Origin of the sequence: Pseudomonas sp. LAIL14HWK12:I7 (assembly GCF_000483465.1) — a bacterium.
Taxonomy (GTDB): Bacteria; Pseudomonadota; Gammaproteobacteria; order Pseudomonadales; family Pseudomonadaceae; genus Aquipseudomonas; species Aquipseudomonas kermanshahensis.
Map to the genome: position 1 here is coordinate 842797 of NZ_AXYZ01000001.1, position 25294 is coordinate 868090.

General features: G+C 57.7%; 24 protein-coding genes and 1 pseudogene. 18 read left to right on the forward strand and 7 right to left on the reverse strand.

The window, feature by feature from the left end; all coding sequences use genetic code 11:
* Positions 1 to 144 precede the first annotated feature (144 nt).
* The 3 genes from D886_RS0103825 to D886_RS0103835 all read left to right on the forward strand — a co-directional run bounded on the left by D886_RS0103825 (position 145) and on the right by D886_RS0103835 (position 3974).
* Positions 145 to 1797 (forward strand): acyl-CoA dehydrogenase family protein, encoded by a 1653-nt coding sequence (locus D886_RS0103825; RefSeq protein ID WP_027592635.1) that lies wholly within the window; start codon positions 145 to 147, stop codon positions 1795 to 1797.
* A 71-nt stretch (positions 1798 to 1868) separates the two neighbouring features.
* On the forward strand, positions 1869 to 3332 hold the full coding sequence (amn, locus tag D886_RS0103830; protein ID WP_027592636.1) for an AMP nucleosidase: 1464 nt from the start codon (positions 1869 to 1871) through the stop codon (positions 3330 to 3332).
* Positions 3333 to 3338: 6 nt separating this feature from the next.
* Positions 3339 to 3974, forward strand: coding sequence for a pseudouridine synthase (locus D886_RS0103835; RefSeq protein ID WP_027592637.1), 636 nt, complete (start codon positions 3339 to 3341; stop codon positions 3972 to 3974).
* A gap of 235 nt (positions 3975 to 4209) precedes the next feature.
* Here the strand turns inward: D886_RS0103835 and D886_RS0103840 are convergent, their stop codons facing one another.
* Together D886_RS0103840 and D886_RS0103845 are read right to left on the reverse strand one after the other, a co-directional pair.
* Positions 4210 to 4413, reverse strand: a complete 204-nt coding sequence (locus tag D886_RS0103840) for a DUF2788 domain-containing protein (RefSeq protein WP_027592638.1) — start codon at positions 4411 to 4413, stop codon at positions 4210 to 4212.
* 53 nt (positions 4414 to 4466) lie between these two features.
* Positions 4467 to 4943, reverse strand: a complete 477-nt coding sequence (locus D886_RS0103845; protein ID WP_003249795.1) for an Lrp/AsnC family transcriptional regulator — start codon at positions 4941 to 4943, stop codon at positions 4467 to 4469.
* 397 nt (positions 4944 to 5340) lie between these two features.
* Here D886_RS0103845 and D886_RS0103850 point away from each other — a divergent pair, with 397 nt between their 5' ends.
* Entirely contained in the window at positions 5341 to 6192 is an 852-nt protein-coding gene (locus D886_RS0103850; RefSeq protein WP_027592639.1) for a DUF6515 family protein, read from the forward strand.
* Positions 6193 to 6379: 187 nt separating this feature from the next.
* Here D886_RS0103850 and D886_RS0103855 read toward each other — a convergent pair whose 3' ends face one another.
* Together D886_RS0103855 and D886_RS0103860 are read right to left on the reverse strand one after the other, a co-directional pair.
* A complete protein-coding gene (locus D886_RS0103855; RefSeq protein ID WP_027592640.1) occupies positions 6380 to 7249 on the reverse strand; it encodes a cation diffusion facilitator family transporter in 870 nt (289 codons plus the stop codon).
* 24 nt (positions 7250 to 7273) lie between these two features.
* Positions 7274 to 7693: a hypothetical protein gene (locus D886_RS0103860; protein ID WP_027592641.1), complete on the reverse strand. Its 420-nt coding sequence runs from the start codon at positions 7691 to 7693 to the stop codon at positions 7274 to 7276.
* 116 nt (positions 7694 to 7809) lie between these two features.
* Between D886_RS0103860 and D886_RS0103865 the strand changes: the two are divergent.
* The 7 genes and pseudogenes from D886_RS0103865 to hrpB all read left to right on the forward strand — a co-directional run.
* Positions 7810 to 8223, forward strand: a pseudogene (locus D886_RS0103865) (DEAD/DEAH box helicase); the annotation flags it as partial.
* 204 nt (positions 8224 to 8427) lie between these two features.
* Positions 8428 to 10104 (forward strand): hypothetical protein, encoded by a 1677-nt coding sequence (locus D886_RS0103870; protein WP_027592643.1) that lies wholly within the window; start codon positions 8428 to 8430, stop codon positions 10102 to 10104.
* Between the two features lie 207 nt (positions 10105 to 10311).
* Positions 10312 to 10719, forward strand: a complete 408-nt coding sequence (locus D886_RS0103875) for a hypothetical protein (RefSeq protein WP_027592644.1) — start codon at positions 10312 to 10314, stop codon at positions 10717 to 10719.
* Positions 10720 to 11298: 579 nt separating this feature from the next.
* Positions 11299 to 11553, forward strand: coding sequence for a hypothetical protein (locus D886_RS0103880; protein WP_027592645.1), 255 nt, complete (start codon positions 11299 to 11301; stop codon positions 11551 to 11553).
* 310 nt (positions 11554 to 11863) lie between these two features.
* Positions 11864 to 12151, forward strand: a complete 288-nt coding sequence (locus tag D886_RS0103885) for a hypothetical protein (protein WP_027592646.1) — start codon at positions 11864 to 11866, stop codon at positions 12149 to 12151.
* A gap of 51 nt (positions 12152 to 12202) precedes the next feature.
* Entirely contained in the window at positions 12203 to 12607 is a 405-nt protein-coding gene (locus D886_RS0103890) for a hypothetical protein (protein WP_027592647.1), read from the forward strand.
* 116 nt (positions 12608 to 12723) lie between these two features.
* Complete coding sequence (gene hrpB / locus D886_RS0103895) at positions 12724 to 15258, forward strand: ATP-dependent helicase HrpB (protein WP_027592648.1); 2535 nt, start codon at positions 12724 to 12726, stop codon at positions 15256 to 15258.
* Between the two features lie 79 nt (positions 15259 to 15337).
* Here the strand turns inward: hrpB and D886_RS26720 are convergent, their stop codons facing one another.
* Positions 15338 to 15823, reverse strand: coding sequence for a helix-turn-helix domain-containing protein (locus tag D886_RS26720; RefSeq protein WP_027592649.1), 486 nt, complete (start codon positions 15821 to 15823; stop codon positions 15338 to 15340).
* A gap of 202 nt (positions 15824 to 16025) precedes the next feature.
* Between D886_RS26720 and D886_RS0103905 the strand changes: the two genes are divergently transcribed.
* The 5 genes from D886_RS0103905 (at position 16026) to D886_RS0103930 (ending at position 19367) form a co-directional block, all read left to right on the forward strand.
* A complete protein-coding gene (locus D886_RS0103905) occupies positions 16026 to 16427 on the forward strand; it encodes a hypothetical protein (protein ID WP_080999575.1) in 402 nt (133 codons plus the stop codon).
* Between the two features lie 3 nt (positions 16428 to 16430).
* Positions 16431 to 16826: a hypothetical protein gene (locus D886_RS0103910; RefSeq protein WP_027592651.1), complete on the forward strand. Its 396-nt coding sequence runs from the start codon at positions 16431 to 16433 to the stop codon at positions 16824 to 16826.
* An 81-nt stretch (positions 16827 to 16907) separates the two neighbouring features.
* Entirely contained in the window at positions 16908 to 17636 is a 729-nt protein-coding gene (locus D886_RS0103915; protein WP_027592652.1) for a metallophosphoesterase, read from the forward strand.
* A gap of 64 nt (positions 17637 to 17700) precedes the next feature.
* Positions 17701 to 18072: a hypothetical protein gene (locus tag D886_RS26725; RefSeq protein ID WP_033693926.1), complete on the forward strand. Its 372-nt coding sequence runs from the start codon at positions 17701 to 17703 to the stop codon at positions 18070 to 18072.
* Positions 18073 to 18674: 602 nt separating this feature from the next.
* Positions 18675 to 19367, forward strand: a complete 693-nt coding sequence (locus D886_RS0103930; protein ID WP_027592654.1) for a hypothetical protein — start codon at positions 18675 to 18677, stop codon at positions 19365 to 19367.
* A gap of 160 nt (positions 19368 to 19527) precedes the next feature.
* On the opposite strand, the gene D886_RS0103935 is transcribed toward D886_RS0103930, so the two are convergent.
* A complete protein-coding gene (locus D886_RS0103935) occupies positions 19528 to 20940 on the reverse strand; it encodes an SH3 domain-containing protein (protein WP_155951406.1) in 1413 nt (470 codons plus the stop codon).
* 357 nt (positions 20941 to 21297) lie between these two features.
* On the opposite strand from D886_RS0103935, the gene D886_RS0103945 reads away from it, so the two are divergent.
* Positions 21298 to 22680, forward strand: a complete 1383-nt coding sequence (locus D886_RS0103945) for a hypothetical protein (protein ID WP_027592657.1) — start codon at positions 21298 to 21300, stop codon at positions 22678 to 22680.
* Positions 22681 to 22854: 174 nt separating this feature from the next.
* Here D886_RS0103945 and D886_RS0103950 read toward each other — a convergent pair whose 3' ends face one another.
* Complete coding sequence (locus D886_RS0103950) at positions 22855 to 23604, reverse strand: hypothetical protein (RefSeq protein WP_027592658.1); 750 nt, start codon at positions 23602 to 23604, stop codon at positions 22855 to 22857.
* Positions 23605 to 23936: 332 nt separating this feature from the next.
* Between D886_RS0103950 and D886_RS0103955 the strand changes: the two genes are divergently transcribed.
* Entirely contained in the window at positions 23937 to 24620 is a 684-nt protein-coding gene (locus D886_RS0103955) for a metallophosphoesterase (RefSeq protein WP_027592659.1), read from the forward strand.
* The last annotated feature ends 674 nt before the right edge of the window (positions 24621 to 25294 follow it).

The following is a 25294-nucleotide window of genomic DNA, read 5'->3' on the forward strand; positions in this document are numbered from 1 at the left end:
TACACGAAATGCAGATTTGGATGTCGTCCGATAATCACCGCCGCAGCCAAATGCCATCCCGATTAGTCATTTTTGTCACTTTGACTGACCCCCAGGGAGTGCTTCACTGGGACTTTCAGGCCTGCACGGATCCAGGAGCTGCCAATGAACCTGCACCAGTACGCTGAAACCCACGAAGTCACCAACCAGCCGCCGTCTCTCGACGGCGCCAACCTGTACCGCCTTGACCAACCCTTGCAGGAGTGGTCGCGGCGTTTTGGCGCTGGCTGGGCCGAGTCGCGGATCGATGCGTACGGTGCCTTGGCCGGTGGGCCGCTGATGGCTGCGGGCTTCTTGGCCAACGCGCACAAGCCCGAATTCAGCAGCCACGACCGTTATGGCCACCGTATCGACCTGGTCGAGTTCCATCCGGCCTATCACGAACTGATGCGCACTGCGGTCGAACATGGACTGCCCTCGTTGCCATGGGCGGAACCCCGCGCAGGTGCGCATGTAGCGCGGGCATCGATGACTTACCTGCACAGCCAGGCCGAAGCTGGCACTGGCTGCCCGCTGACCATGACCTTCGCCGCCGTGCCGGCGCTGCGCCTTCAGCCCGAACTGGCCGAGTACTGGCTGCCGAAAATCCTGGCCTGCGAATATGACCCGCGCAACGTCGGGGACCGGCACAAGGCCGGGGTTACCCTGGGCATGGCCATGACCGAGAAGCAGGGCGGCACCGACGTGCGTGCCAACACCACGCGCGCCTACCCGGTCGGTACGCCGGGCCCTGGCCAGGCCTATGAACTGGTCGGGCACAAGTGGTTTTGCTCGGCGCCGATGTGCGATGCCTTTCTTACCCTGGCCCAGACCGAAAAAGGCCTGAGCTGCTTCCTGTTGCCCCGCCATCGCCCGGATGACAACCGCAACCAGTTCTATATCCAGCGCTTGAAAAACAAGCTGGGTAATAGCTCCAATGCGTCCAGTGAAATCGAGTTTCGGGGCGCCCTGGCGTGGATGGTGGGTGAAGAAGGGCGGGGTGTGCCGACCATTATCGAGATGGTCGCCATGACCCGTTTCGACTGCATGGTTGGCTCCAGTGCCCTGATGCGCCAGGCCCTCACCCAGGCCGCCCATCATTGCGCGTTCCGCAAGGTCGGCGGCCGGGTATTGAACGAGCAGCCGCTGATGCAGAACGTGCTGGCCGACCTGGCGCTGGAGAGCGAGGCGGCGCTGGCCCTGAGCCTGCGCATGGGGCAGGCCCTGGAGCAGCTCGATGACCCGCAGCAGGCACATTTTGCCCGGCTGGTCACAGCGGTGGGCAAGTACTGGATCTGCAAGCGTGCCCCGGCAATGATCAACGAGGCCGCCGAATGCCTGGGCGGGGCCGGGTACGTCGAAGACAGCATCCTGCCGCGGTTGTACCGCGAAGCACCGGTCAACTCGACCTGGGAAGGCTCGGGCAATGTGCAGTGCCTGGATGTGTTACGGGCTTTGTCCAAGGAGCCGGGGGTGCTGGACGCGCTGTTCACCGAGCTGGGTGATGGCCATGGCGACCCACGGCTGGCTGCGCACATTGGCAACCTCAAGGGGGCGTTCGCCGACACCACCGACATCCAGTACCGCGCCCGTCAGTTGACCGAGGACATTGCACTGGCGCTGCAGGCCAAGCTGCTGCTGGAGGCGGGTAATGCGGTGGTCAGCGATGCGTTCATCGGCAGCCGCCTGGCCGGTGGTGGTCGGGCCTATGGCGCGCTGCCGCGGGGTGTGGATGTGCAGGCGCTGGTGGCAAGGGCCACGCCGGTCTGGCAAGACTGATCAATGGGGGTGTATTTACCCACGAAGGCAGGCAAGATGGTCCACATGCATGTCCAGACAGGAAGCACAGTGTGAGCCACGCTTTTGTAGTCGTTGATACCCCAGAACAGGCCGTCGACCGTCTGGCGGCCCTGCATGAACAGGCCACCGGTGCCCTCAGCCAAGCCCTCAAGCGCTACCTCAAGGACCGAACCGAGCCCGATGCCGACGAGCGCGGGCTGTTCCGTTATCCCGCGCTGCGCCTGACCTATTACAGCCAGGGTGAGGTCGCGGCCACCACGCGTGCCTACGCCAAGGTCCAGGTCGCCGGCACCTACAGCGTCACCGTCACCCAGCCAGCCGCGTTCCGTGGCTATCTGCTCGAGCAACTGCGCCCGCTCATGCACGACTACACCGTGACGGTGGAAGTGGGTGTGAGCGAGCAGAACATCCCGTACCCGTACGTGGTCGATCAGGGCGACGAGCTGGCCGGCAGCGGCATCACCGCCGCCCAGCTGGCACGGGTGTTCCCCAGCACTGACCTGTCGGCAGCCACCGACAATATCGCCGATGGCCTGTACGACTGGGACAGCACCGAAACCCTGCCGCTGGCGTTGTTCGATGCCGCGCGTGTCGACTTCTCGCTGCGTCGCCTGGTGCATTACACCGGCAGCGACTGGCGGCATGTACAGCCGTGGATTTTGCTGACCAACTACCACCGCTATGTCGACCAGTTCATCAGCCATGGCCTTGAGCAACTGCGTGACGACCCGCGTTTCGTGCGCATGGTGCTGCCGGGCAACGTGGTGATCGAAAAGGGTATGGACCATGGCGAAACCCAGGCCCTGGTGGCCAGCGTGGTCTGGCACCGTTACCAGATGCCGGCCTACCACCTGATCGCCGCCGATGGCGACGGCGTGACCTTGGTCAACATCGGCGTCGGCCCTTCCAATGCCAAAAACATCACCGACCACCTGGCCGTGCTGCGCCCGCACTGCTGGCTGATGATCGGCCACTGCGGCGGCCTGCGTCAGTCGCAGACCATCGGTGACTATGTGCTGGCGCACGCCTACATGCGGCGCGACGGCATTCTTGACCGTGTGGTGCCGCCAAACATTCCGATCCCGGCCCTGGCCGAGGTGCAGATGGCCTTGCAGGAGGCAGCAGCACAAGTAACCGGTGAGCGCGGCGAACAGCTGAAAAAGCGCCTGCGCACTGGCACTGTGTTGACCTACGACGACCGAAACTGGGAACTGCGCTGGGCTCAGGAGCGGCCACTGATCAACCTGTCACGTGCGGTGGCGGTGGACATGGAGAGTGGCACCATTGCCGCCCAGGGCTACCGCTTGCGGGTGCCGTACGGCACGTTGCTGTGTGTCTCCGACAAGCCGCTGCACAGCGAGATCAAGCTGCCGGGCTCGGCCAACGCGTTCTACAACCGGGCGGTCAGCCAGCATTTGAAGATCGGCATTGCCGCCCTCGACCTGCTACGTACCGAGCTCAATTCGTTGCACTCGCGTAAACTGCGCAGCTTCGATGAGCCGCCGTTCCGCTGAGGATCCATGCCCCTGCCACCCCGTTCCAAGCCGCGCCGCCCTCAGGCGCGGCCTGCCGACCCGCGTCGCCAGCCCAAGGCGCCGCCGGCCGAGCCACGCCTGATCCTGTTCAACAAGCCGTTCGACGTGCTGACCCAGTTCAGCGATGGTGAAGGGCGCGCGACCCTCAAGGACTTCATCGACATCCCGGGCGTTTACCCGGCCGGGCGGCTGGACCGCGACAGTGAAGGCCTGCTGCTGCTGACCAACCATGGCGGCCTGCAGGCGCGCATCGCCGACCCCAAGCACAAGCTGGCCAAGACCTACTGGGTACAAGTGGAAGGTGAGCCGAGCGACGAGCAGTTGCAACGCCTGCGCGAGGGGGTGATGCTCAATGACGGCCCGACCTTGCCGGCCGAGGCCCGCCGCCTGGATGAGCCTGAACTGTGGCCGCGCAACCCGCCGGTACGTTTTCGCAAGAGCGTGCCGACCCATTGGCTGGAGCTGGTGATTCGCGAAGGGCGCAACCGCCAGGTGCGGCGGATGACGGCGGCGGTGGGGTTGCCGACCTTGCGCCTGGTGCGGGTGCGGATTGGCGACTGGACGTTGGACGGGTTGGACCAAGGCTGTTGGCGCGAAGTGCCAGCCAAGCTACCGAGATAACTGGGAAACCTCGAAGCCTGTTCAAGTCTCTGTGGGAGCAACTGTCTTGTGGTGCTTGTTCCGGCCTCATCGCTGGCAAGCCAGCTCCCACAGGTGCGGCGCTAGACTTGCAGGCTACATAGTTCGGGTGGGAGCCGGCTTGCCGGCGATGCAGGCGCTGGGGTGTATGGCACCGGCTTCGCCGGTGATCGCTGGCAAGCCAGCTCCCACAGGGTCCCTGGCCCATGCCCGGCTGTTACACCCCTTCCAGAAACGCCACTACCACGCTCTTGATGATAAAGGCCAGTACCCCAAGCCCCAGCACGAAGAACAGGATCAGGGTGCCAAACCGCCCGGCCTTGGACTTTTTCGCCAGGTCCCAGACGATAAAGCCCATGAAACCGATCAACACGGTGACGAGGATGATCATCATCCATTCTTCGAATACGGCGGGATCCATCAGTGTTCTCCAGGCAGGCTGAGCGCTCGATCATACGCCGGGCGATGAAGTATTCAACGCAGGTGGGTCAATGGAAGCTCGGTACTGGCCAGTACCTGGTTCAGCACGAAGCTCGAACGCACGCTGGTGACGCCTTCGATGCGGGTCAGGCTGCCGAGTAGCAATTTCTGATAGTGGTCCATGTCCGGTACCACCACCTTGAGCTGGTAGTCGGCGTCCATACCGGTGACCAGGCTGCATTCAAGCACCTGGGGCAAGTTGCGGATGGCGGCCTCGAAGGTCTCGAAGCGCTCTGGGGTGTGGCGGTCCATGCCGATCAGTACATAGGCGGTCAGGCTCAACCCCAGCTTCTTGCGATCGAGCAGGGCAACCTGGCGCGAGATGTAGCCGTCGTCCTCAAGTTGTTTGACCCGACGCGAGCACGGCGAAGGCGACAAGCCGATGCGTTCGGCCAGCTCCTGGTTGGAAATGCGCGCATCGCGCTGCAGTTCGGCGAGGATGCTCAGGTCGTAGCGGTCAAGTTTGCTCATGGAATATGCCTTTTCTGTTCAGATTGCGGTGAATTATCAATCTAAGGTGAAAAATTGCGCAAGTGCTATTTATCTGAGCAATCTTCGCAATCCTCTGCCGCCCTCTGCCCGGTATCTTTATCCACAGAATCACTGCCCGGACATCAGTCCACGGCGACGCGCTCTAGGCGAGCGGTCGCGGCCCAGCCATCCAACAGGATCCGCCAGGCCCCCGGGCTACACACCGTCCAGAAGACGGCGTGAGGTGAGCCGGCGCCACAAGTGCCGAGCACGGACGACAATTCCCAAAGGGAGGCCCAACGGCCTCCCTTTTTTCATGTCCGCGATTTTAAGTTGCCGGTGTGGCCGGCGCGGTAGACTGGCAGCGGCTGCAGTCATTTTGATCGAGAGGGGCACCATGAAGTCGCGCATCTGGCAGTGGGCAGGTGTTGGTTTGGTTACGTTGAGCATCAGCCTTGGCGCTGTGGCGCAGGGGCCTGATGAGGGGCATGGCGGGGGCCACGGCGGCAACGGGCCACAGGACCCGAACGGCGCTGCCGCGGGCCGCTCCCCGCTCAACTCGCGCGACGAAGTACGCCAGACCCAGCCCCCGCGCCAGGGCTATTACCAGGACATCCCCCGGCACAATGGCGATAACCGCTATTGGCAAGCCGGTGGGCCGGGGCAGCGGCCGGGCGGTGACTGGCAGGGGCGCCCGGACGGCCATGGCAATGGCTGGGGGCCAGGGCCGCAGTATCGCCCAGGGCAGACCATCGACCGCTTCCCGGATCCCTACTGGAAGGTGCCTTACCGCGGGCACGACTACTTCTATTCGGGCGGCTATTGGTATCGACCGCACGGCGGCAGCTACATCGTCGTGGCACCGCCTTATGGTGCGCGGGTGGAGTACCTGCCGGCGTATGCCCGTGAGGTTTGGCTGGGTGGGGCGCTGTTCTTCCTGGTAGCCGATACCTATTACCAGTACCTGGCGGACAGCCGCGAGTATGTGGTGGTGAACCCGCCGATGGCTGCACCCGCGCCTGTGCCAATGGCTCCGGCAGGGGGTGGCTATGATGTGGTGGCTTATCCGATGTATGGCCAGGGGCAGGAGCAGCAGGAACAGGACCGCTACCAGTGCCACCGCTGGGCGGTGAGCCAGTCAGGCTTTGACCCGGCGACGGCGGCCTATGCACCCCCTTTGAATGTGACCGATACCTACCGGCGTGCGCTGGGGGCTTGTTTCAGCGGGCGGGGTTACAGCATCAACTGAAACTGTCGCTGAATGATCCGGCCCTATCGCCGGCAAGCCGGCTCCCACAGAACTGTGCAGTGCTCTGTCTTGTGGTGCTTGTGCCGGCCTTATCGCTGGCAAGCCAGCTCCCACAGGTGCGGCGCTAGACTTGAAGGCTACATAGTTCGCGTGGGAGCTGGCTTGCCGGCGATAGGGCCGGACAGGATTACACCGGGTCCGCGTGCACCATCACATCCGCCTGTGGATAACGCTGGCGAATCACCTCCGATGCCGCCACGCACAGACTGTGCGCCTCATGCAGCGCCAGCTCGCCCGGTAACTCCAGGTGCAACTGCACGAACCATTGGTTGCCCGAAACCCGTGTACGCACATCATGCACCCCCTTCACGCCAGGGATGGCCAGCACCAGGGCGGACATCGCCTCGCCCACATCGCCCGGCAGCTCCTTGTCCATCAGGATGGCGGTGCTCTCCCGCGCGATCTGCAGCGCACTCCAGAGAATGTAGAAGGCAATGCCCAAGCCGAACAGGGCATCCAGTTGCGACCAGCCAAATTGAGTCAGCAGCAAAGCCAGCAAGATGCTGCCGTTCAGCAGCAGGTCTGAGCGGTAGTGCAGGGAGTCAGCCCGCACCGCAGTGGAGCCGGTCAGGCGTATGACCTTGTGCTGCAACGCCAGCAAGGCAACGGTCAAGGCCAGTGAAAGCAGCATGACCGCGATGCCGACGCCCGTGTCACCCAAGGGTTGTGGGGTTTGCAGGCGTTCGACTGCCTGCACCCCGATCAGCACCGCGCTGACTGCGATGAACAGCGCCTGGGCCATACCCGCCAAGGCCTCGGCCTTGCCGTGGCCAAACCGATGGTCGTCATCGGCCGGGCGCAGGGCGTAATGCACGGCGAGCAAGTTGAGAAACGAGGCGACGGCGTCCAGTGCCGAGTCGGTCAACCCGGCCAACAGGCTGACCGAGCCGCTCAGCCACCAGGCCAGCGCCTTGCTCACGACCAGGATGCTGGCCACCGCCAGTGACGCGCGGGTGGCCAGGCGCAGCAGGCGCTGGTGTTCAGCCGGGGTGATCATGCCGGGGCGATGTCCTTGTCTGGGTCAGGCAGCCGGTACCAGTTGGTAGGCGGCCAGTTGCTCGACGCTGCCACGGTGCTGGATCAGCCGTGGGTCGTTCAGCGGCAGGCGCTGGCCCAGTTCGCTTTCAAGGATGGCCTGCAGCTTGAGGTTGTCGACCTTGCCGTCCGGGCTTACCGCTTCGCGCAGTTTCTCTGGGGCGACCTGGGCTGTGCGGCCACCTGGGTAGTAGATGGCGCCGGTGGCAAAGTCGATGCCGAAGGCGATCAGCCCGGGGATCACGTAGAAGAGAATGCCGATGGCATCCATGGCGGCGACCACGGGGTCGATCTTGCCGTCGATCTGGCCGCGGCGGTCTGGGTAGAACAGCGTGCCGCAGGCCGTCAGCTGGGTCAGCAAGGTGACGATGAGGGCGCCGCCGATGACACGGGATGGGATACGCATGTAAATCTCCGAAAAGGTATTCAGCAGGGCAAGCGAAGCGCCAGCACCTGATGCTAAGACCATGATAGAGCAGGCTGGGTTCGCCGTTATACTCGCCCGACTGTTCGAGGACCACCATGATTTCATTACCGATCGATACTGTTTTGCCCGCCTTGCGCCAGGCCCTGGAAAACCGCGACGAAGCCGTGCTCGAAGCACCGCCCGGCGCCGGCAAGACCACCCGTGTGCCCTTGGCATTGCTGGACGCGCCGTGGCTGGCCGGGCAAACCATCGTGATGCTCGAACCACGCCGCTTGGCCGCCCGCGCGGCGGCCGAAAGGCTGGCCAGCGAGCTGGGTGAAAAGGTCGGGGAGACCGTGGGCTACCGCATTCGCCTGGACAGTAAGGTCGGGCCGAAGACCCGTATCGAGGTGGTCACCGAGGGTATCCTCACACGCCGCTTGCAGGCAGACCCTGCGCTGGATGGCGTGGGGCTGTTGATCTTCGACGAGTTCCACGTTTTGCTGATCGGTCATTCTTCAGCTCTGGCTTGTCAGGCTTTTCAGTCAAAGCCCACAAGGCTTTGATGCTCCTGCTCCTGCTCCTGCTTCATCTACCTGCCTTCACCGTCCCCTCCAGCTCCAGCTCGCAGAACCCACCCGCCTCCATGGTCATCACGCCCCCATCACCACCATCGCAATCACCTCAAATTCCTAGCATCATCAGCACATCCAAATTCATCACCGGGACAGTGCATGAGCGGGTCGAAAGCTAAGTCAACAACCAGCGCTAAGAAGAAAGCCGAAGCCAAGCCAAAGCGTGACGACTTCGTAGGATCAACACCGCAAAAGATTCGCGACAGTGCTGGAAATGTGTGCTCTTACCCTGGCTGTCACGTACACACTCATGGTGCGAAATCAAACGGAGAGGGCACTGTAAGCGTTGGTGTTGCATGCCACATCAAAGCCGCTGCGCCAGGTGGCCCGAGGTACGACGAACAGCAAACCTCAGAACAGCGAAAGCACTTCGATAACGGCATCTGGATGTGCCAGACACATTCAAGGTTGATCGATGCGGACGATTCTGCCTTTAGCGTCGAAACCCTCCTTCAGTGGAAGCGCGATGCGGAAGCTAGATCCAACTCGTTACTGAATCAGAAAAGCTTCACCGAAAAGGAAGTGAAGGTAGCCGCAGAGCAAGGCTCAGTAGATCTGCTCCATCGGTTCGTGAATCGAGCTAATGACCCGCTCGAGACACCTGTAGCGGAGATAGTGAAGGGCTACGAATCTAACCTAGAAAACCTCGATTCGCGCTTCACTGTTGAGGTGAACAAAAGCGGAAATCACTACACGCATGTGATTCAGGCAGCTCAAGACAAGGTCAGCATCGACTTGGTATTGCAGAACCTCGATAAGCTGGATGATTTCTGGGCGGCGCAAAAGGCGTTTGTTGAAGAAGGCAGGGAGCTTAGGATCCCCGGTAAGCATTTTGAGCTCAAGGGTTCCAAACTCTTCGATGCTATTCAGCAGAAAGCCAATGGTGTTGGCCAAGGGGTGTTGACTATCGGTGGGGTCAAGAAACCGATCGCCGCCAATCTCTATATCCGCACCGATGGCGGGAGCGAAGTATTCATTGAGTCATTCACGTGCTACTACACCTCCGGCACTATGAGGACAGTCTTCGAGGGCTCGGCCTTGGAAGGCTTCATCGCGATCAAAGCCCATTGCTCGCATGAGGGGCAGGATCATCAGTTTGATCTGTCATTCAATGTTGAGCCTTGGAAGGGGAAAAACATACTCGAGCTGCCTCGTTTTGCTCGACTGTTAAAAGCAGCCCAGATGATGGACAAGGGCAGGCTGGTTTTTGAGCTGGAGGTTGGCAGCAATGCTGCATCGTTTGACTCCAAATCGAGCATGATCTCCGATGAGTTCCACGCCCAGTTGCAATGGGTGATTCTCTATTTAGACGTGGCACGCAAGATCGCTGAGCAGTGCGATAAGCCTGTGCTGCTGCATGAGCTCGACTTCGATTATCAGCTTTATAAGGAGCTGAAGAAGTACGCAAAGCTTTTAGCTGGCCCCATCCATACGCAGCAGACCCCTGGTTTTGTTTGCTCAGGGGTACTGAATGAGTACGAGCCTGGTGCAATGGAGCGCGCTCAGTCCAGAGGCTGTTCTTCTCAGATAAAGCTGGCGCAAGAGGATTCGTTGGTGTTTGGGCTGTTTGGGACGGTCATACGGGCTCCAAGGAGGGAGTACATTTATACGGGCGTTGAAACGCTCTACTTCAGCGACATCGAAGAGCGCGGTGAGCCAAGGGTTGAGATTCACGCGACTCCTGAAACGAATGTTGTTGTTCAACTGCAGCCTGGCGAAGCGTGGACTGTTTTGGACGACTGGGATGGATCAGAGCTGCCGGCAGTAATTGACTGATCTCAGCAGAGCCCCTCAGCCTGGTTGACCCCCTTAAGCGAGCGGAGCACATGCAAGGCCGCGACAGACGATCACCTCTCATGTAGGTCGTGTCGGTTGTAGTGGCAAGTTGCCAAGCGCCACGGCTACTATTGGCCGACGCTGCTTCACGCCGAGACTTCCAAGGAGGGTCGCCATGTGGGTTGATAACGAGACGGATATGCCTTGATGACCAAGGGTGAAATGCTCGCTGCATGCCGAAACCAGAGTTTGCTCAAAGAGCATGCTGTGGCTTCAACAAGTTGCGGACGATTTCAGCGTTTCGGGTACAAGCACTGCGGTCGTTGTGTGCCTTGCCAGGTGCGGCGCGCCTCTTTCAAACGATGGTCTGCGATACGCGACGACACCCGGTACGTCTATGACAACCTGAGCCTGGATGATCTGCAGCATGGGAAGTTTGAGGACGTACGGTCTGTCGGCATGGCTTTAGCCAATGTTGCCCACGAGGGATTTGAGCACTGGCTGGGACATAGTCTGTTCTCGCCCTTTATCCAGGATCGAGCTGGTTACAGTGCGATGCTTGCCAGAGGATTGGACGAGCTTGGCCGTCTGCACCAAGCCTACAAGCTCAGCTAAATGCTTCATCGCTAAGCCCAGTAAAATGCAATGCCAGTCGACGCCTCGCGGATGGGGTGTCGACTTGCCCGAGAGGGGGTGCCCACTAGAAATGCGCACGCTGCATCGGCGCAAAATCCTGCCAGATTGCGTCGCTCAGTGCCGGGAAATGGGGCGGTTGGATAAAGAAAAAGGATATTTGTAACAAGATAAAACAGGATTGAAACCGAGAAACCCTTGTCCCATGCGGGCTGTGCATGCGTACAGTACAAAAATGGGATCCAAGACACAGTTTGCGCACAAGTTATCCACACCCCATCAACTTGCGCGTCTCGAAATAGCCCCTTATCTTGTAGCTAAGTCGTAACGAGGCCACTATATCTTGGGTTTCGGCGGCTAAGGCGGAATCGAAAAAGCTAGCAGGCACATGCGCAACGTTTGCAGACACAACGCATGAACCTGCCACCCGATACCGCTCATGAAAGCGGTGGGATGCGCATTTAGAGATAACCAGGGGAGGGTGTCAACGCTCTACCAGAGGTTTCTGCTCAACGTGCTCCCGCCTGAATCTCGATTCAAGACTGTGGAGTATTCCCTGCTATGTCTAAAAATACGAAAGAAACGTCCCCGAAGGTTGCCACCCTGGCATCTGAAACCCTGCGCGACTCGAACTCTTCTGCGATTCAGAAGAAGCTCGCAGCATCTGCCATGTCCCAGTCGTCCTCTGGTAAGCAGACCAGTGCTGAGATGGAAGCGGTAGCTGGTCGCGTGTTGGAAAGCGACAAGTACAGCTCTACTACCAAAACGTTGGCAGCCTCGGTGCTCGCTCAGTCCAACAAAGAGCGGGGTAACTAATCATGGCTCGTTATTACGTGAACAAAAACGCGCAAGCCAACGGCGATCATGAAGTGCACACGGGTAGCTGCACCTTCCTCCCTTCGATTTACAACCGCCAAGATTTGGGCGAGCACACCTCGTGCTTGACTGCTGTTCGTCAGGCTCGGGTGACGTACCCACAGTCCAATGGCTGCCGGTTCTGCTCTTCTCTCTGCCATACCAGCTAACCATTGGCCAGGGTCGACTCTCCTTGTTTGGGAGTGTCGTCCCCTGGTGTTTATGCAGCGGTTTGCTGCGCGTAGAAATCTCGAAGCCTAGGAGGCAGGACATGGCAGTAACGGTGAAGCATTTGGATCTGCAGCAGCAGAAGTACAAATACACCTGGAAGCGCGATAAAGGGGATGGGACGTACGCCGGCCCACTTGACCGAGCTAAGGTCGACAAAGACGAGGGCTATGAGGTCGCTGACTTCATCGAGAAATTGATGAATGACCATGGCAAGTCCGGAGCGGCAAATATCCGTGCCGCAGAGGAAGCTCTCAAGGCACCTCAACTCAGCACCATGACTTCTCGAGCGGATCTCTATAAGGCGGTCAAGGCTGATCTGCGCTGGTAGGTCTGCTAGCCAGTACCTTTCACGATAGTCATGAGATCTATGGGGAAGCGCATGTTGGATGCACCGTTTTTCGATCCGCGTATGCCTTGGTGGTTTGACCAGGTCGCGAAGGATTACAGCCAGAAGCTGGCCACGCTTGGAAAATGGCTTTTTGTAGGAAGCGGCGCGCTGTTCTTTGTTCCGCTAACTCAGTGGCTAGCTTTGGGGTTGGCCGGGGTGCTGCTTGCGACTGCGGTCATCCTAGGGCGTGCTTACAATAAGCATGTTGATGAGTTTATCGAGCACACTTCGCTCGCAAACCTCATCAAAATTTTCGCTCCCACGTGGCGATTTGTGCTCATGACGAGCATTCTCCTCGGGGTTGGCTGTGGGCTGACTGAGTGGAGCTTCTTCGCCGAGTACAAGCAGATCATTATTGGTCTGTTCGTTTCGGGCGGGATTTTGGATCTGGCTTAAGGTCTCTTCAGCAACTGAAGAATGGCGGGTAGCGGCCCGTTTTGGCCAGCTATCCGCTACACAGATCCGTCACCTGACGAACCTTTGTATACTGCGCTCCTGCCGCAGGAGTACTCATGAGTTTGTTGCCAATCAACGCCGCGTTGCCGGCCCTTCTTGAAGCCCTTCAAAATCGAAATGAGGTGGTACTTCAAGCACCGCCTGGCGCCGGTAAAACGACTCGCGTCCCGCTTGCCTTGCTCAATGAACCATGGCTCCAAGGGCAGACGATCATCATGTTGGAACCTCGCCGGCTCGCAGCCCGAGCTGCCGCCGAGCGCATGGCGAACGAGCTAGGCGAGAAGGTCGGTGAGACCGTTGGCTATCGTATTCGCCTGGACAGCAAAGTCGGGCCAAAGACGCGGATCGAGGTGGTGACCGAAGGAATACTGACGCGCCGTCTGCAGAGCGATCCTGCACTTGAAGGTGTGGGGCTCGTAATCTTCGACGAATTCCATTTGAGAAACCTAGATGCCGATCTCGCCTTGGCCCTGACGCTCAATGGTCGCGAGCTTTTCCGGGACGACGCTCCACTCAAGGTGCTGCTGATGTCGGCAACGCTGGAAGGTGAAAGGTTGTCGCGCTTGCTGGATGACGCACCGATCGTGACGAGTGAAGGCCGGATGTTCCCGGTCTCGACAGTCTGGGGAAAACCTCAGCAACCTGGAGAATACGTCGAGCCTCAAGTGATTAGTGCGTGCCTTGAGGCGCTTGCTGATCAGCCTGGCAGCTTGTTGGTTTTCCTTCCTGGTCAAGCCGAGATCCGTCGAGTCGTGACAGGCCTGGAAGATGCTTTGACCCAGTCACCATCACTTCAGCGTGACGTTCTACTTTGCCCCCTTCATGGTGAACTCGATCTGAATCAGCAGCGGGCTGCGATTGATCCGGCACCGGCAGGAAAGCGGAAGGTTGTGCTGGCCACAAACATCGCTGAGACCAGTGTCACCATCGACGGCGTGCGTGTCGTTATCGATGCAGGTCTTGAACGTGTACCACGTTTCGATCCTCGCAGCGGTATGACACGGTTGGACACCCAACGCATATCGAAAGCCAGTGCTACTCAACGTGCTGGTCGAGCAGGGCGGGTCGAGTCAGGTGTGTGCTACCGACTCTGGTCTGAAACCCAGCACGACCAAATGGCGGGTTTCAGTTCGCCCGAAATTCAACAAGCGGATCTCACAGGTTTGGCCCTGCAGCTCGCTAAATGGGGCGTCCAGCCAAGTGACCTGAAGTGGCTTGATGCTCCGCCTACAGCTGCTTACTCGCAAGCGAACGATTTGCTTCGACGGCTTGGCGCCCTGCAACCAGATGGGCAATTAACTAGGCACGGCCAAGCTATGGCTGAGCTGCCGAGTCATCCTCGGATCGCACATTTGCTACTGCGTGGCCATGAGCTTGGTCTGGCTGAAACCGCATGCAACATCGCTGCGTTGCTCGGCGAGCGTGATATTCAGCGTGGCGGTGGAGCAGACCTTCACAGTCGTTTGGCCATCCTGTCCGGTGAGCAGAGAGCACAGCGGGGTGAGCAAGGCGGTGCTCAAAGAGCGAAGCAAATAGCAAGGCAATATCGGTCGTACTTGCGCGGCCAAGCATCGCAACCAGTCGCCGATCCCGACCACTCAAGGTGGGTGGGCTGCTTGCTTGCCTTGGCGTATCCAGATCGTGTTGCACAACAGCGTCGTGCTGGTGGGGCTGAGTATCGTCTGGCTAATGGTCGAGCTGCGATGTTCACCGAAGCTGATGCACTGATGAAGCATTCTTGGCTGGTGATCGCCGACTTGGGAAGCCGGCAGGGCCAGCGTGAGGAGCGGATCTACCTGGCTGCCGATTTGGATGAAGCGTTGTTCGACACTGTCCTTCAAGAACAGGTCTCCCGGGTGGATGAACTTGATTGGGATGAGCGTGAAGGTGTGCTCCGCGCCGAGCGGCAGGAGAAAGTCGGGGAGTTGATTTTGTCGCGTGCGCCTCTGGTCGACCTAAGCGATGAAGCGCGCGTTCAGGCCTTGCTCAACTACGTTCGCCGGAAGGGGCTGGAGCTTCTTCCGTGGACGCCTGACCTGCGTCAGTGGCTGGCAAGGGTGGAGCTGCTGCGCATACTGGATGAAGAATCGGGTAAGCAGAGCGAGTGGCCCGATCTTCGTGATGAAGCCTTGCTGGTGTCGCTCGAGCAGTGGTTGGGCCCCTACGTCGGTAAAGTTACGCGGCTCAGCCATTTTGGTCAGCTCGATCTGTCCTCTATCATCCGCAACCTGCTGCCGTGGCCCCTTCCGCAGCAGTTGGATGCGCAGGCGCCCCAGACGGTTTCGGTACCGTCCGGGTCGAATATTCGAATCGACTACAGCGAGCGTCCGCCCGTACTCGCGGTGAGGCTGCAGGAACTGTTCGGGCAAGCTGACACGCCACGCATCGCGAATGGTCGCCAAGTGCTCAAGCTGCATCTGCTATCGCCGGCGCGGCGTCCCGTACAGGTGACCCAGGACTTGGCAAACTTCTGGGCATCGACCTACGTTGAGGTGAAGAAGGATCTGAAGGGCAGATACCCCAAGCATTTCTGGCCTGACGACCCCCTCGTCGCTCAAGCTACTGCGAGAGCCAAGCCGAGGGGTACCTAATCTGGTCGTAGGCAAGACAAAGACTCAGGGTTGCAATTGTAAGGTCGCTGTCGTCCCGTGGTGTTATCGCTATCCCACTTCACTCATCTGCCGCTGGCATGTGCCAGAACTTGTGTACGGTGGAGTAAGGAATCTCCAGCTTCACTGAGGTCGCTTTCTGGCTGAGGCCGTCAGCCTTGCAGTCGAGGATTGCTTTGATCCTGTCTGGAGGAGTCGGCGGCTTGCCGGACTTCGCCGCTATAAGCGCCCCATTCGAGAATTGCGCAGGCAGGCTTTCCATCACACGCATCTCACGAAGCTTACTCAGCTCTGTCCAGAGGTGCGTCATGAACTCTTCAAGTTGTTCTTGGCGCTCGTAGCAAGAGGCAGCTGCGAGGAGTGCTACCGAATCGACGTCCAGGCGTTTACTGATGTCTTCGAGCATCTCGAAGCTGATGTTGGATTTCGCGTGCTCGATCCTGTGCAAATGCCGAGGCTCCACCGTGGATGCGAGCTGTTCTTGGGACAGGCCGCGAGCAGCACGGGTGGCGCGGAGGACGGCTGCCAGAGTGTATCGCGTTGGCATGGTAGAGCTTCCCGCAAAGGGAAGCATAAGGCCACACCGAAAATTCTACATCCACGTACTATAGGCAGTGAATGTGGAATGATGGTATGGTGGCCCCATCCGTTCCCGCATGTCGCTTTTGTTCTGAGAGCACGATCATCTGTGGGTGCTAAGTTGTCAATTTATATGAATTGTTTAAGGGCCTAGTTCTAGCTAAGCGCCCATGATTTATGGGGGCTACACGTTGTTAGTTACTAACCAGACAGAGCTTCGAGGTCAGTTTCAAGCCCATGACAGTCTGCGCATGCTGTGGAACTCAGCGAGCCTCGATCCGACCGGCTATTACTTCGTGGTGGAAGGGAGCGGAGTTACTGATGCGGGGGTTGGGCCTACTGTGCGGTTGGTGTCGAGCGTCGAAGCTGTTGATGCTTTGTGCAAGGGGAGTTCGCCCGAATTTCTGAGCGTCAACCGGGTTCAGTTGATCGCGCCGCCAGCGATGACCAAACAGCCTGAAATATCGATGCAGCTGCTCAGTGAGATTCGTGTCGAGGAAGGCAGCGAGGCAGATCCTGTGTACGTGTTCGTCACTCGGGACGGGCAGATTTTCACCAGTGCTCGGAGGTGAGGGATGCCAGTTTCCCTGCAAGACGCAATGTCGTTCCTCTACGGAGCCGGTGAGCTCACCCAAGGCTGGACTGGAGAGAGAGCCGACCTGATCGATGTTGCGCAGCAGCGCTTCCCAGGTAAGGCGTTTTGCTTAGTGAAGCGGTGGATCATTGTTGAAATCCCCACGGACGAGGTTGAGTCGCTGCCGGGTGGGATCGCGCCGATGATCGTACTCGCTCATGAGGTCATTCATGACAGTCGAGGACGTTTCGTGCCTGGCAGCTGGGTGAGAACAACCTACGCAATTTCGCATGAGCAGCCATGGATGTTCGAGACTCGCAACACGATCTATTTACTAGTCGGCGACGGATACACGAAGCAAGCATCTCTGGAAATGGTGCTGTCGTTTCGTCCCTGAGCACTTCAGATTTTGTAGCCCGGTCGTCCTTCGGACTGGCCCGGGAGTAGCGACGCAGCCCATGCACGACGGAGCGCGAGTATGAAGATCGCGGTTTATTCGGATCTACACAATGAGTTTTCCCCGTTTGAACCACCTCAGCTAGACGTCGACCTGGTTGTGCTCGCTGGGGATATTTCTGTGCGCGGTCGAGGAGTCAAGTGGGCCAACGATACGTTCGACTGTCCGGTGATCTACGTTTGCGGGAATCACGAATACTACGGCGGTCACCTCGATCGGACGCTGACGAAGATGAAGCAGGCGGCAGCCGAGCACGTGCGGGTATTGGACAACGAGTCTTTGATCGTCGGCGATGTCAGATTTTTGGTGGCGACTGCGTGGACGGATTTCACCTCAACCGGCAATTACAGGCTAGCGATGTCATTGTGCTGGGAGCGTATGAACGATTTCAGCCAGATCCGACATGGTGAAGGCTACAGCCGGCTTCGCCCGGTCGACCTCATTGCTCGCAACATCAGCACGCGCGCATTTCTGGCTGAAGAGCTGGCCAAGGACTTCGAAGGCAAGACCGTCGTCATCACCCATCATTGCCCGATCGAAGAGGTCGCGGGGGATGGTCATGAAGGCCATCTTGGCGCCGCTTACTTCAATCGGTGGGATGACTTGGTCTCGCAGGCTGATGCCTGGGTTTTTGGCCACACCCACTACGCAGTCGACACTGTCATCGATGGGTGTCGACTGGTTTCAAATCCTAGGGGATATCCCGGTGAAAAGGCCGGCTTTTTGCCGGACTTCGTCTTAGAAATTTAAGCGTTCCCTAGGAGCCTTGGGTGCTTGGGAGAGGGCTAATTTGCATGCAGGAGCGCAAGAACAGATGACAGCTGAGATCATCAGGTATCCAGGCAAAGAGCTAACGGCTTTCCAGCTCAAACGTATCGTTCGAGCTATGAGTCAGAAGTACCCTATTCCGATAACGGCCTATCTGAGCGATGTGGTCATTGCTAACGACTGCGCGATCGGTGCGGTGTTTGGTCAAAGCGCCTCGGGGGTTATCGAAAAGCGCACAGATGCATACTCGTTGACGACTGCGCCGATTTTCACATTGATGAAAATTGAGCAGTTCTGGGTGGTTACTACGAAGGGAGGGAATTTCGTCCTGACGTCGTTCAGACGTGGAATGGGGAAAGCCAGCCTCCGAGCGTTGATCGCTACAGCTGACAAGCCAGACGCGATCACTGCCGTCTAAACCTGCTCGCCACCCGCATTAGGGCACCGGCTAGACCACACAAGCCATTCCTGGCGGTACAGCTTTAGACAGCGGTTCGAAGTAATTCAATGGCAGGTTCAGAAATCGGAGTTGCGTTAAGCCTACACGGATGATGGGCAGCTGAAAAAAGATAGTTTTGATGCTATCCGTGGCGGTTTCCATCGGGCTTTGCAGGTCGACTTATTGGCTGATAGCCTGGCCCAGCACAGGGATTCTCCATGAAAGACTATAAAGCTAGGTTGAATGAGGCGACCGCAAGCAGTGGGGCATCAGAGAGTGACGGCTCACTGAAAAACCTTGTTTGCTCGAAAGTGCGAGGGCCTGAAGCGTACCTTCCTCGAAACGCCCCAGTCGCCCGCATGCTGGCGTCGAGCGTTCGTAAGCGTGCGGCGATCTTGCCTTCCGGACTCCAGCATTAGGGTGATGGTGTCCGCGTATTTTTGATCGGACGCGATCACCCATATCGCCAGGATTTCCATGCTCGAACGAAGCTCTTACGAATCGAGCGTAGCATCTTGGTTGGTAGCCTAGTATGGGGAAGGCGGACTGTATCTCTTACCCTTATCAGGAGCATTTCTAAGATGGAAATCTTCGACGACCCATCGGAAAAAGCGGCGGCGTTGCTACACCGTCTGGGTGTCCATGAAGTGTCTTCGGGAGTCTGGGCGTTCACGGACGTGGACGTCGCGAGCCACGGCCATGTGCATCACTCTCAGCAGCCGGTTGCTCTTGCTGCGTACGCCGCCATCAACACGACGTTTGCAGCCGGTCGCTTTCCCGGATACTCGCTGATCGACCTGGTTGAAAAAGTGAGTTGCATGGACGGCACAGAAAATGCCGCCTTAGCGAAGGTTTGCCAGGTACCTCCACCAATAGACTGGTCACCCAAGGAACGAGGGGAAAAGTTCGGAGAGGTCGCTTGGCACATCGTTAAGAAATACGAGCTGGATGCCTGCTTCACACGAAGTAGGCCGTGGGGAATCCAAGAAGGTAGTCATTACAGCATGCGTCCTTGCGGCTTCGATCATGATCGGTCAGAGCCTGACCCTGATGGGTTAAAAGCGATGCGCCGTGCGTACAGAGAAATGACCGATTTACAGCGAGTGATGGTACTGACGCTGCTTCACCTATATTCACCAGGAAAGGACGACTTCTACCTGATAGGTGGCTGTCCGACCCAGATTTCTGCAGCTGCAGCACTTGGAGTTTTGCGAGCAAATGGAAATGCGATAAGGGAATGGGGACTGCTCGTAACTCATTACGCAGGCTGGTAATGCTGCCAGCGCGCCTTATTGGCGCGCTCGTCTGGCGTTCTCAAGTGCAAGAGTCTGCTCAGCAAGGATGTCCATCGGCCTGGTGGCCAGCCGCGCAGGACGCTGGCTACGCGGGGAATCTTGGTCATGACCGATCAACAGACGCTGTTGAAGCCTTTCGCTATTTTTTGCCCGGTACCGCAAATGGCACCGTATACCGCCGCGCAATCCAACCCTCTTGGATTTCGCCTGAGACATCAACGGATACCTTTATCCACGCCTCCCCATCCTCCAGTACCTCAAGAACAGCTCCGATTTTAGGAAGCGCTTTAATTTCTGACTCTTCGGATGGTTCCGTTCGGAGATTGACCTTGTCGCCGATCAGCACCCGATGGCCTGAAAGCAAGTTCACCTGATCTTGAGGAATCTGAGCAATACACGCCTTGACCTCAGCTGGGCTTTTCGCATCAGATAGTTGGCCCTGCGAGAACACGACTGCCTGCCACACATTCATGAGGTACATGATCACATTCATGAAGTGATACAGGTACATCATGTACTGCAGCAGGTGAGCTCTGGCTGGTGCAGGCAATTGCTCAACCGCGTCGCCGCTGTAAATTTTGTCGACGATCTGACGTTCCATCGCTGGGACGTCTTCATGCTCAGCTGTGTTGCTCGAGAATAACGACTCTGGATTCTGAAGTGCGACCTCTGCCAAGATCGCCGAGATGTCATGTGCTTCGTCTGATGCCAGATAGCCGAGGAGAGGGGAGTCTAGATCTCCCCAAGATCCGATGGCCACAGCAGCCATACGTAGCGCAGAACTGCTAGTGATCGAGTCCAGCTCAGTGAAAGCATTCCTCCATGAGGATACCGTCAGTGACTCGAGTACAGCTCTAGCCGCTGTCAATCCCGGATTGTTGATCGACTTCAGCGCTGCCTCTATGGCTTGCTTCCATGGCGGATTTTGAGCTGACTCGATAGCCACCATTGCTTTTATCCAAGGCGGATTGTTCAGCGAATCGGCGGCCGCCAGGGCTTGCTTCCACGGAGGATTTTCGGTCGATTCGATTACTGCCATCGCCTTCTTCCAAGCGGGGTTGTTCATCGAGTCAACTGCGGCCAAGGCCTGCCTCCATGGCGGGTTCTCTATTGATTCAATAGCAGCCATGGCCTTTTTCCAGGAGGGGTTACCACTCGAATCGGCCGCTGCTAGAGCTTTTTTCCAGGGCGGATTTTCCATTGCTTCGATAGCCGCCATGGCCTTCTTCCAGGGCGGATTCTCGATTGATTCGATCATCGCCATGGCCTTTTTCCACGGTGGGTTGTTGATTGATTCGATCAGCGCCACGGTCTTCATCCACGGTTGGTTGCTGATTGAGTTCAACCTGTCTATCGCGTTCAGCGAAGCTCTTGCCTGATCTAGGGCAGTGACGCGCGGAAGGTCGTAAGACAGATCCGCTTCTGTCAGTGCGGTACTGTCGACCCCGATAGGCGGAGTCTCGCCCTTGAAAGCTTGGTCTGGGGGCAAGGCCGAAGAAATTTGATTAGGTACTTCTGTTTCGGTGCGTGGAGGTCGGTTTTTATCTTTCAAGTCGCTCACCCTTTCCCTCGCCGTCCGCTGAAATGGACGGCCTGAATTATGGCGATTCTAAGTCATTTCCCCCTATCACAAGCTGCGAGGAGGGCGAGGGAGGGTGGAGGTTTCGGCAGTTTAGACGCCAGCGCGTGACACCTAACGTCATCTGCGTTCTCTGGGTTGTCCGATGCAAGCGCGGCTCAAAGACATCGCTCATCCCCGAAGGGGCTAGAGTCGTAACATGCTGCTCCGATTGGCCTGGTTTCAGTGTGACGGGTCGACTCTCCATGGAGCTCGAGCGCTCGAAGTGCGTGGTGGCACGGTGATATCGGATCAGAGTATTCTCCGTGTTCCCCACATGGAGAGACCACAATGGATGCTGTCAGTCGGGTTGAGCGCGCAAGGATCAAAGCGTTTTATAAGTTGCTCGTAGATAGGCTTGGAGCTGAAGCTTGGGCTCAGCGCAGAGCTGCGTACGTGAAGCGCGTCCGAGAGAAAGATTCGAGTTTCGATGTCAGGCTGCCGATCGAGCCCCAGCTCTTCATGCCGGAAGAGAACGACATCGACTGGTACATTCTGGTTGCCTACCTGGCGCACGATTTTCCACTCTGTGATTCTGCCTATAGCAGCAGACGCATCTACCCGTACGCCATGGCCATCGGCGCCGTTGCAGATCAGCTTCGCAAGGTGCCGAATGTTGAGGACGTTCTCGACAAAATGTTGGCGAACAACAACAACCCTGAAACTCAGCTGTTCGAGCTGCTGACGGCCTCTTTCTACATCAAGAATGGCTATGAGGTTTCCTTCATCCCCGAGAACAGTATCACCTGGCCCAACGGGAAGAAAAAGTCTCCAGACCTCCTGGTTAGATCTGGAGACCTGGAATTCTATGTAGAGTGCAAGCGCTCGATTATGCAAACCAAGTACTCTCAAGCTGAAGAGCAAGCTTGGGCTGACATTTGGGCAACGCTGAGCCATCACATGCTCAAGGCTGCCCCTTGGAGCATTGCTGACCTGACATTCCATGACCAAGTTTCTGTTGTGACAGCTGAGGATGTGATCAAGGTAGTCAACCTTGCCATCAAGGCAGGTGGGGTTAGGGTTAGAGAGGGCTCAATCAGCGCTCATGTCCGTGTCATCGATAAGAAGCAACTCAAGCGCCATTACCGAGATTTCTCTGTGCGCCCTCACAGCCCGCAGCAAGAGAAGCTGGTGTTCGGCCATATCGATAGCAACGAGAAGCGAAGCATCGCGACCGTTGCTAGCCGGGTCATTCGACCCGGTACCAATGACGATATCCTCAACATGTTCGTCAAGGACGTCGCCAACTGCGTAGCTGCCCAATGGCGCTGTGACCATGAGGAGTCGATCTCGACTCGCTCCAAGCATTTCAAAAGCCTAGTCAACGATGGCGTCAGTCAGATTCCGCCTGACCGGGCTGGTGTAGTGCATGTCTGGTACGAGACCCGTGACGGTATCCAGATAGAAGAGCTGCGCCGGGAAAAAAATATCGACAACATCTCGGCATACAATGCGTCCGAAACCACGGTGCTCGGCGTGTTCGTGCATGCGGTCAACTACTACCCATTCGAGGAGAACTACGAATGGGCAGAGACCGTACAAGACTTTGCCCGAATACCGCACCTAATGGACATTTTCCCTCGCCAAAGCTTGATGCTGGGATCTGACGGGGTTGACGAGATTCCGGATATCACCCATTGGGAGCAGGATAAGGCGGCGAGAACGCAGCTCTAACGAGAGACGATACAGAGGCGTGAATGTACCTCACGCATCCCTAGATTGATTGGAGTAGAAAGTTGGTACGGGTGCCCCATGTGCACCCGTACCGCGTCATGCCCTTCAACGCTGATGCCTGTTCTTCAGTATCTACTGTGAATGCTAGAGAACGTATCTGGGGCCAGGCTTCTTTCAGAAGTCTTCCGCTCGCTCATCCAGCGCAGCGTTGATTCTCCGCTGCAGATCTCCTGCAAAATTCCGGATGGTACTGATCGCTTCGTTTACCTGTTCTAGCCCAATCTCGATCGGCTCATCATGAACGGTCTTTCCATTTCGGTGAACGATGTCATGGCGCGTTATGCAAATGCGGGCGATTGCAGCTAGGTCTAAGCCATTCATGTGCCTACCGAACATCGCCTCCAGGATTTGTTTGATCGTTGCTACGTTGTGGAACGTCAGCTCGGACAAGGTCTGCTGAGCAATGCTCTCCAAGAGCTTTGGTTGCTCAGCAATTTCCTTGAGCGTGATGGTCTTGCCGCTCAATTTTCCGTAGCCGGCAACAAGGTTTGTCAGGAACTGTGCGTCTTTCACGATCAGGTGGCGTACGACAGAGCTGATCAGAGCCTCCAGAAGGGTGACGGTGTGGGCGTAGACTAGTTTGTTGAGGGTGTCGGCGTGGCTTGGGTTATTAGCAGTCAAAAGTAAGCTTGATGCTGTGCCAAGCTCCTGCGAGAACTGACGGAAAAACTCGCTGGGTGTATGCCGGTTCAGCCATTCGTACTCGTACTCCTGGGCATCGAGCATCGCTGAGTATTCTCCCGCTAGCTCCTCCCAGGTGTCAGGGTTTACGTCTGGATCGATTTCGATCCCATACTGCTGCCGAATCCAAGCTATGCAGTTGTCCTGCTGAACCTCGAATAAATGATCCTTGACCGAGCTCATGGTGTGCCTTGTCCTCTTGACGTTCGTAGAGTGATCGCCGCTTAGCTTTCTGTGGCTCTTTGAATCAGGCGCGCAAGCGAACGGGTCATCTATAGGTTGGTGCCGTCCGCCTCATCGGCAATCATGCACCTTTTCACCGATGGCGGTACTTTGCCATCATCCGCAGTACGGAGGTCGCGGTAGCGAATGTTTGCTTTCAAGCGCAACAGAGTGCTCTGCTGTAGGCACGACGATACAGCTACGCTAGTGGAGCAATGCCGGCGAGGATGAGGTACCAACGGGCGCTTCATCCAGGCTTTGACGAATCGCGACTTTGCAGCAGGGTCTAAAAAATGATTTGGTTCCTCGGGGACGTGCATGGCCGTTTTGATCATGTGATCCGACACGTGAAAAACCATCGGCCCGAGGCCGTCGTCTTCCTGGGTGACATTGAATGTAGCTTACCCCTAGACGTCATTCTTCGGCCCATCCTAGGGCTCACGGAGATATGGTTCATCCATGGTAACCACGACGTCGACGAACTCTCTTATTGGGAGAATCTCTATGGAAGCGGCCTTTCCGAGCGCAGCTTGCATGGACGAGTAGTCGAAATCGCTGGCTATCGCATTGGTGGACTGGGAGGTACTTTTGAGCCTCCAGTTTGGCGTCCAGGGAGTCCTGATACAGGTATTCAAAGCTACGGCGACTTTCTTGAGCGTTTGGCCCTCAGGCCGCAGCACGCTGATGTCCTTGCGACGAAAAAGCAGCACGCGCTTTCGGCAATTTTCCCAGACGACTATTTTTCACTCGCGCTTAAGAGCGCGGACATCTTAGTCACCCACGAAGCTCCGAGCTGCCATCCGCATGGCTTCTATGAAATTGATGAGCTCGCATTGTCCATGGGGGCCAAAATGGTTGTGCATGGACACCATCACGATTGCTTGGATTACAAATCTGACTGGCCCCGGCTCGGCTTTGAGGCCTACGGCGTTGCTTTCAGGTCAATCATGGGAATCGACGGCTCGGTCATCCTTTGATGATTTGGTGGCGAGCTGTGAGGCTTCTTGTGTAGCTGGCATCGCGGCTTCGGGCTCGTAGAGCCGGCTACTCTGTGCACGACAGGGCGGTGATGCGGTTGGCCGTCTACGGCAGCTTTCTAAATATGCGGACACCATCGCTCAAAGCTGGACTACGGAAGGTGTATTCGCCGGACGCTAATCGGGGGAAAACCCAAAATAGCGGGTTACCGCAGGCATCTGCCAGTAGCAAGCCGCCTTCAGGCTGGCAGTCGGGTGTCGGTTACGCGATCTGGTTGAGTGTAGATGGAGAGCAAATGTGCTTTCTTGGGGGCAATTTATGGCCATTTGAAGATGAGCCGACGGTTTGCCCTTGCTTGATCGAGAGGTACCGCCACCCACCATTTGGGTGGCAGGTGGCAGGTGGCAGGTGGCAGGTGGCAGGTGGCAGGTGGCAGGTGGCAGGTGGCAGGTGGCAGGTGGCAGGTGGCGGCAGTTGAAAGGATCAGTCGCCCACTAGATCTTCATAGTGCTCTTCGCAGTAGAAGGTTGAGCCTAAGGCGTACGCTGCAGGTTCAGGGCAATAATCGCAAGGATGGCCATCCAGATCGGCACTGAACTGGCAGCTCGGGCAGCGGCACTCGACTTCGTCAAATTCTGTGTCAACGAACTCGAAGTCGTGCAGCGAAAACTCA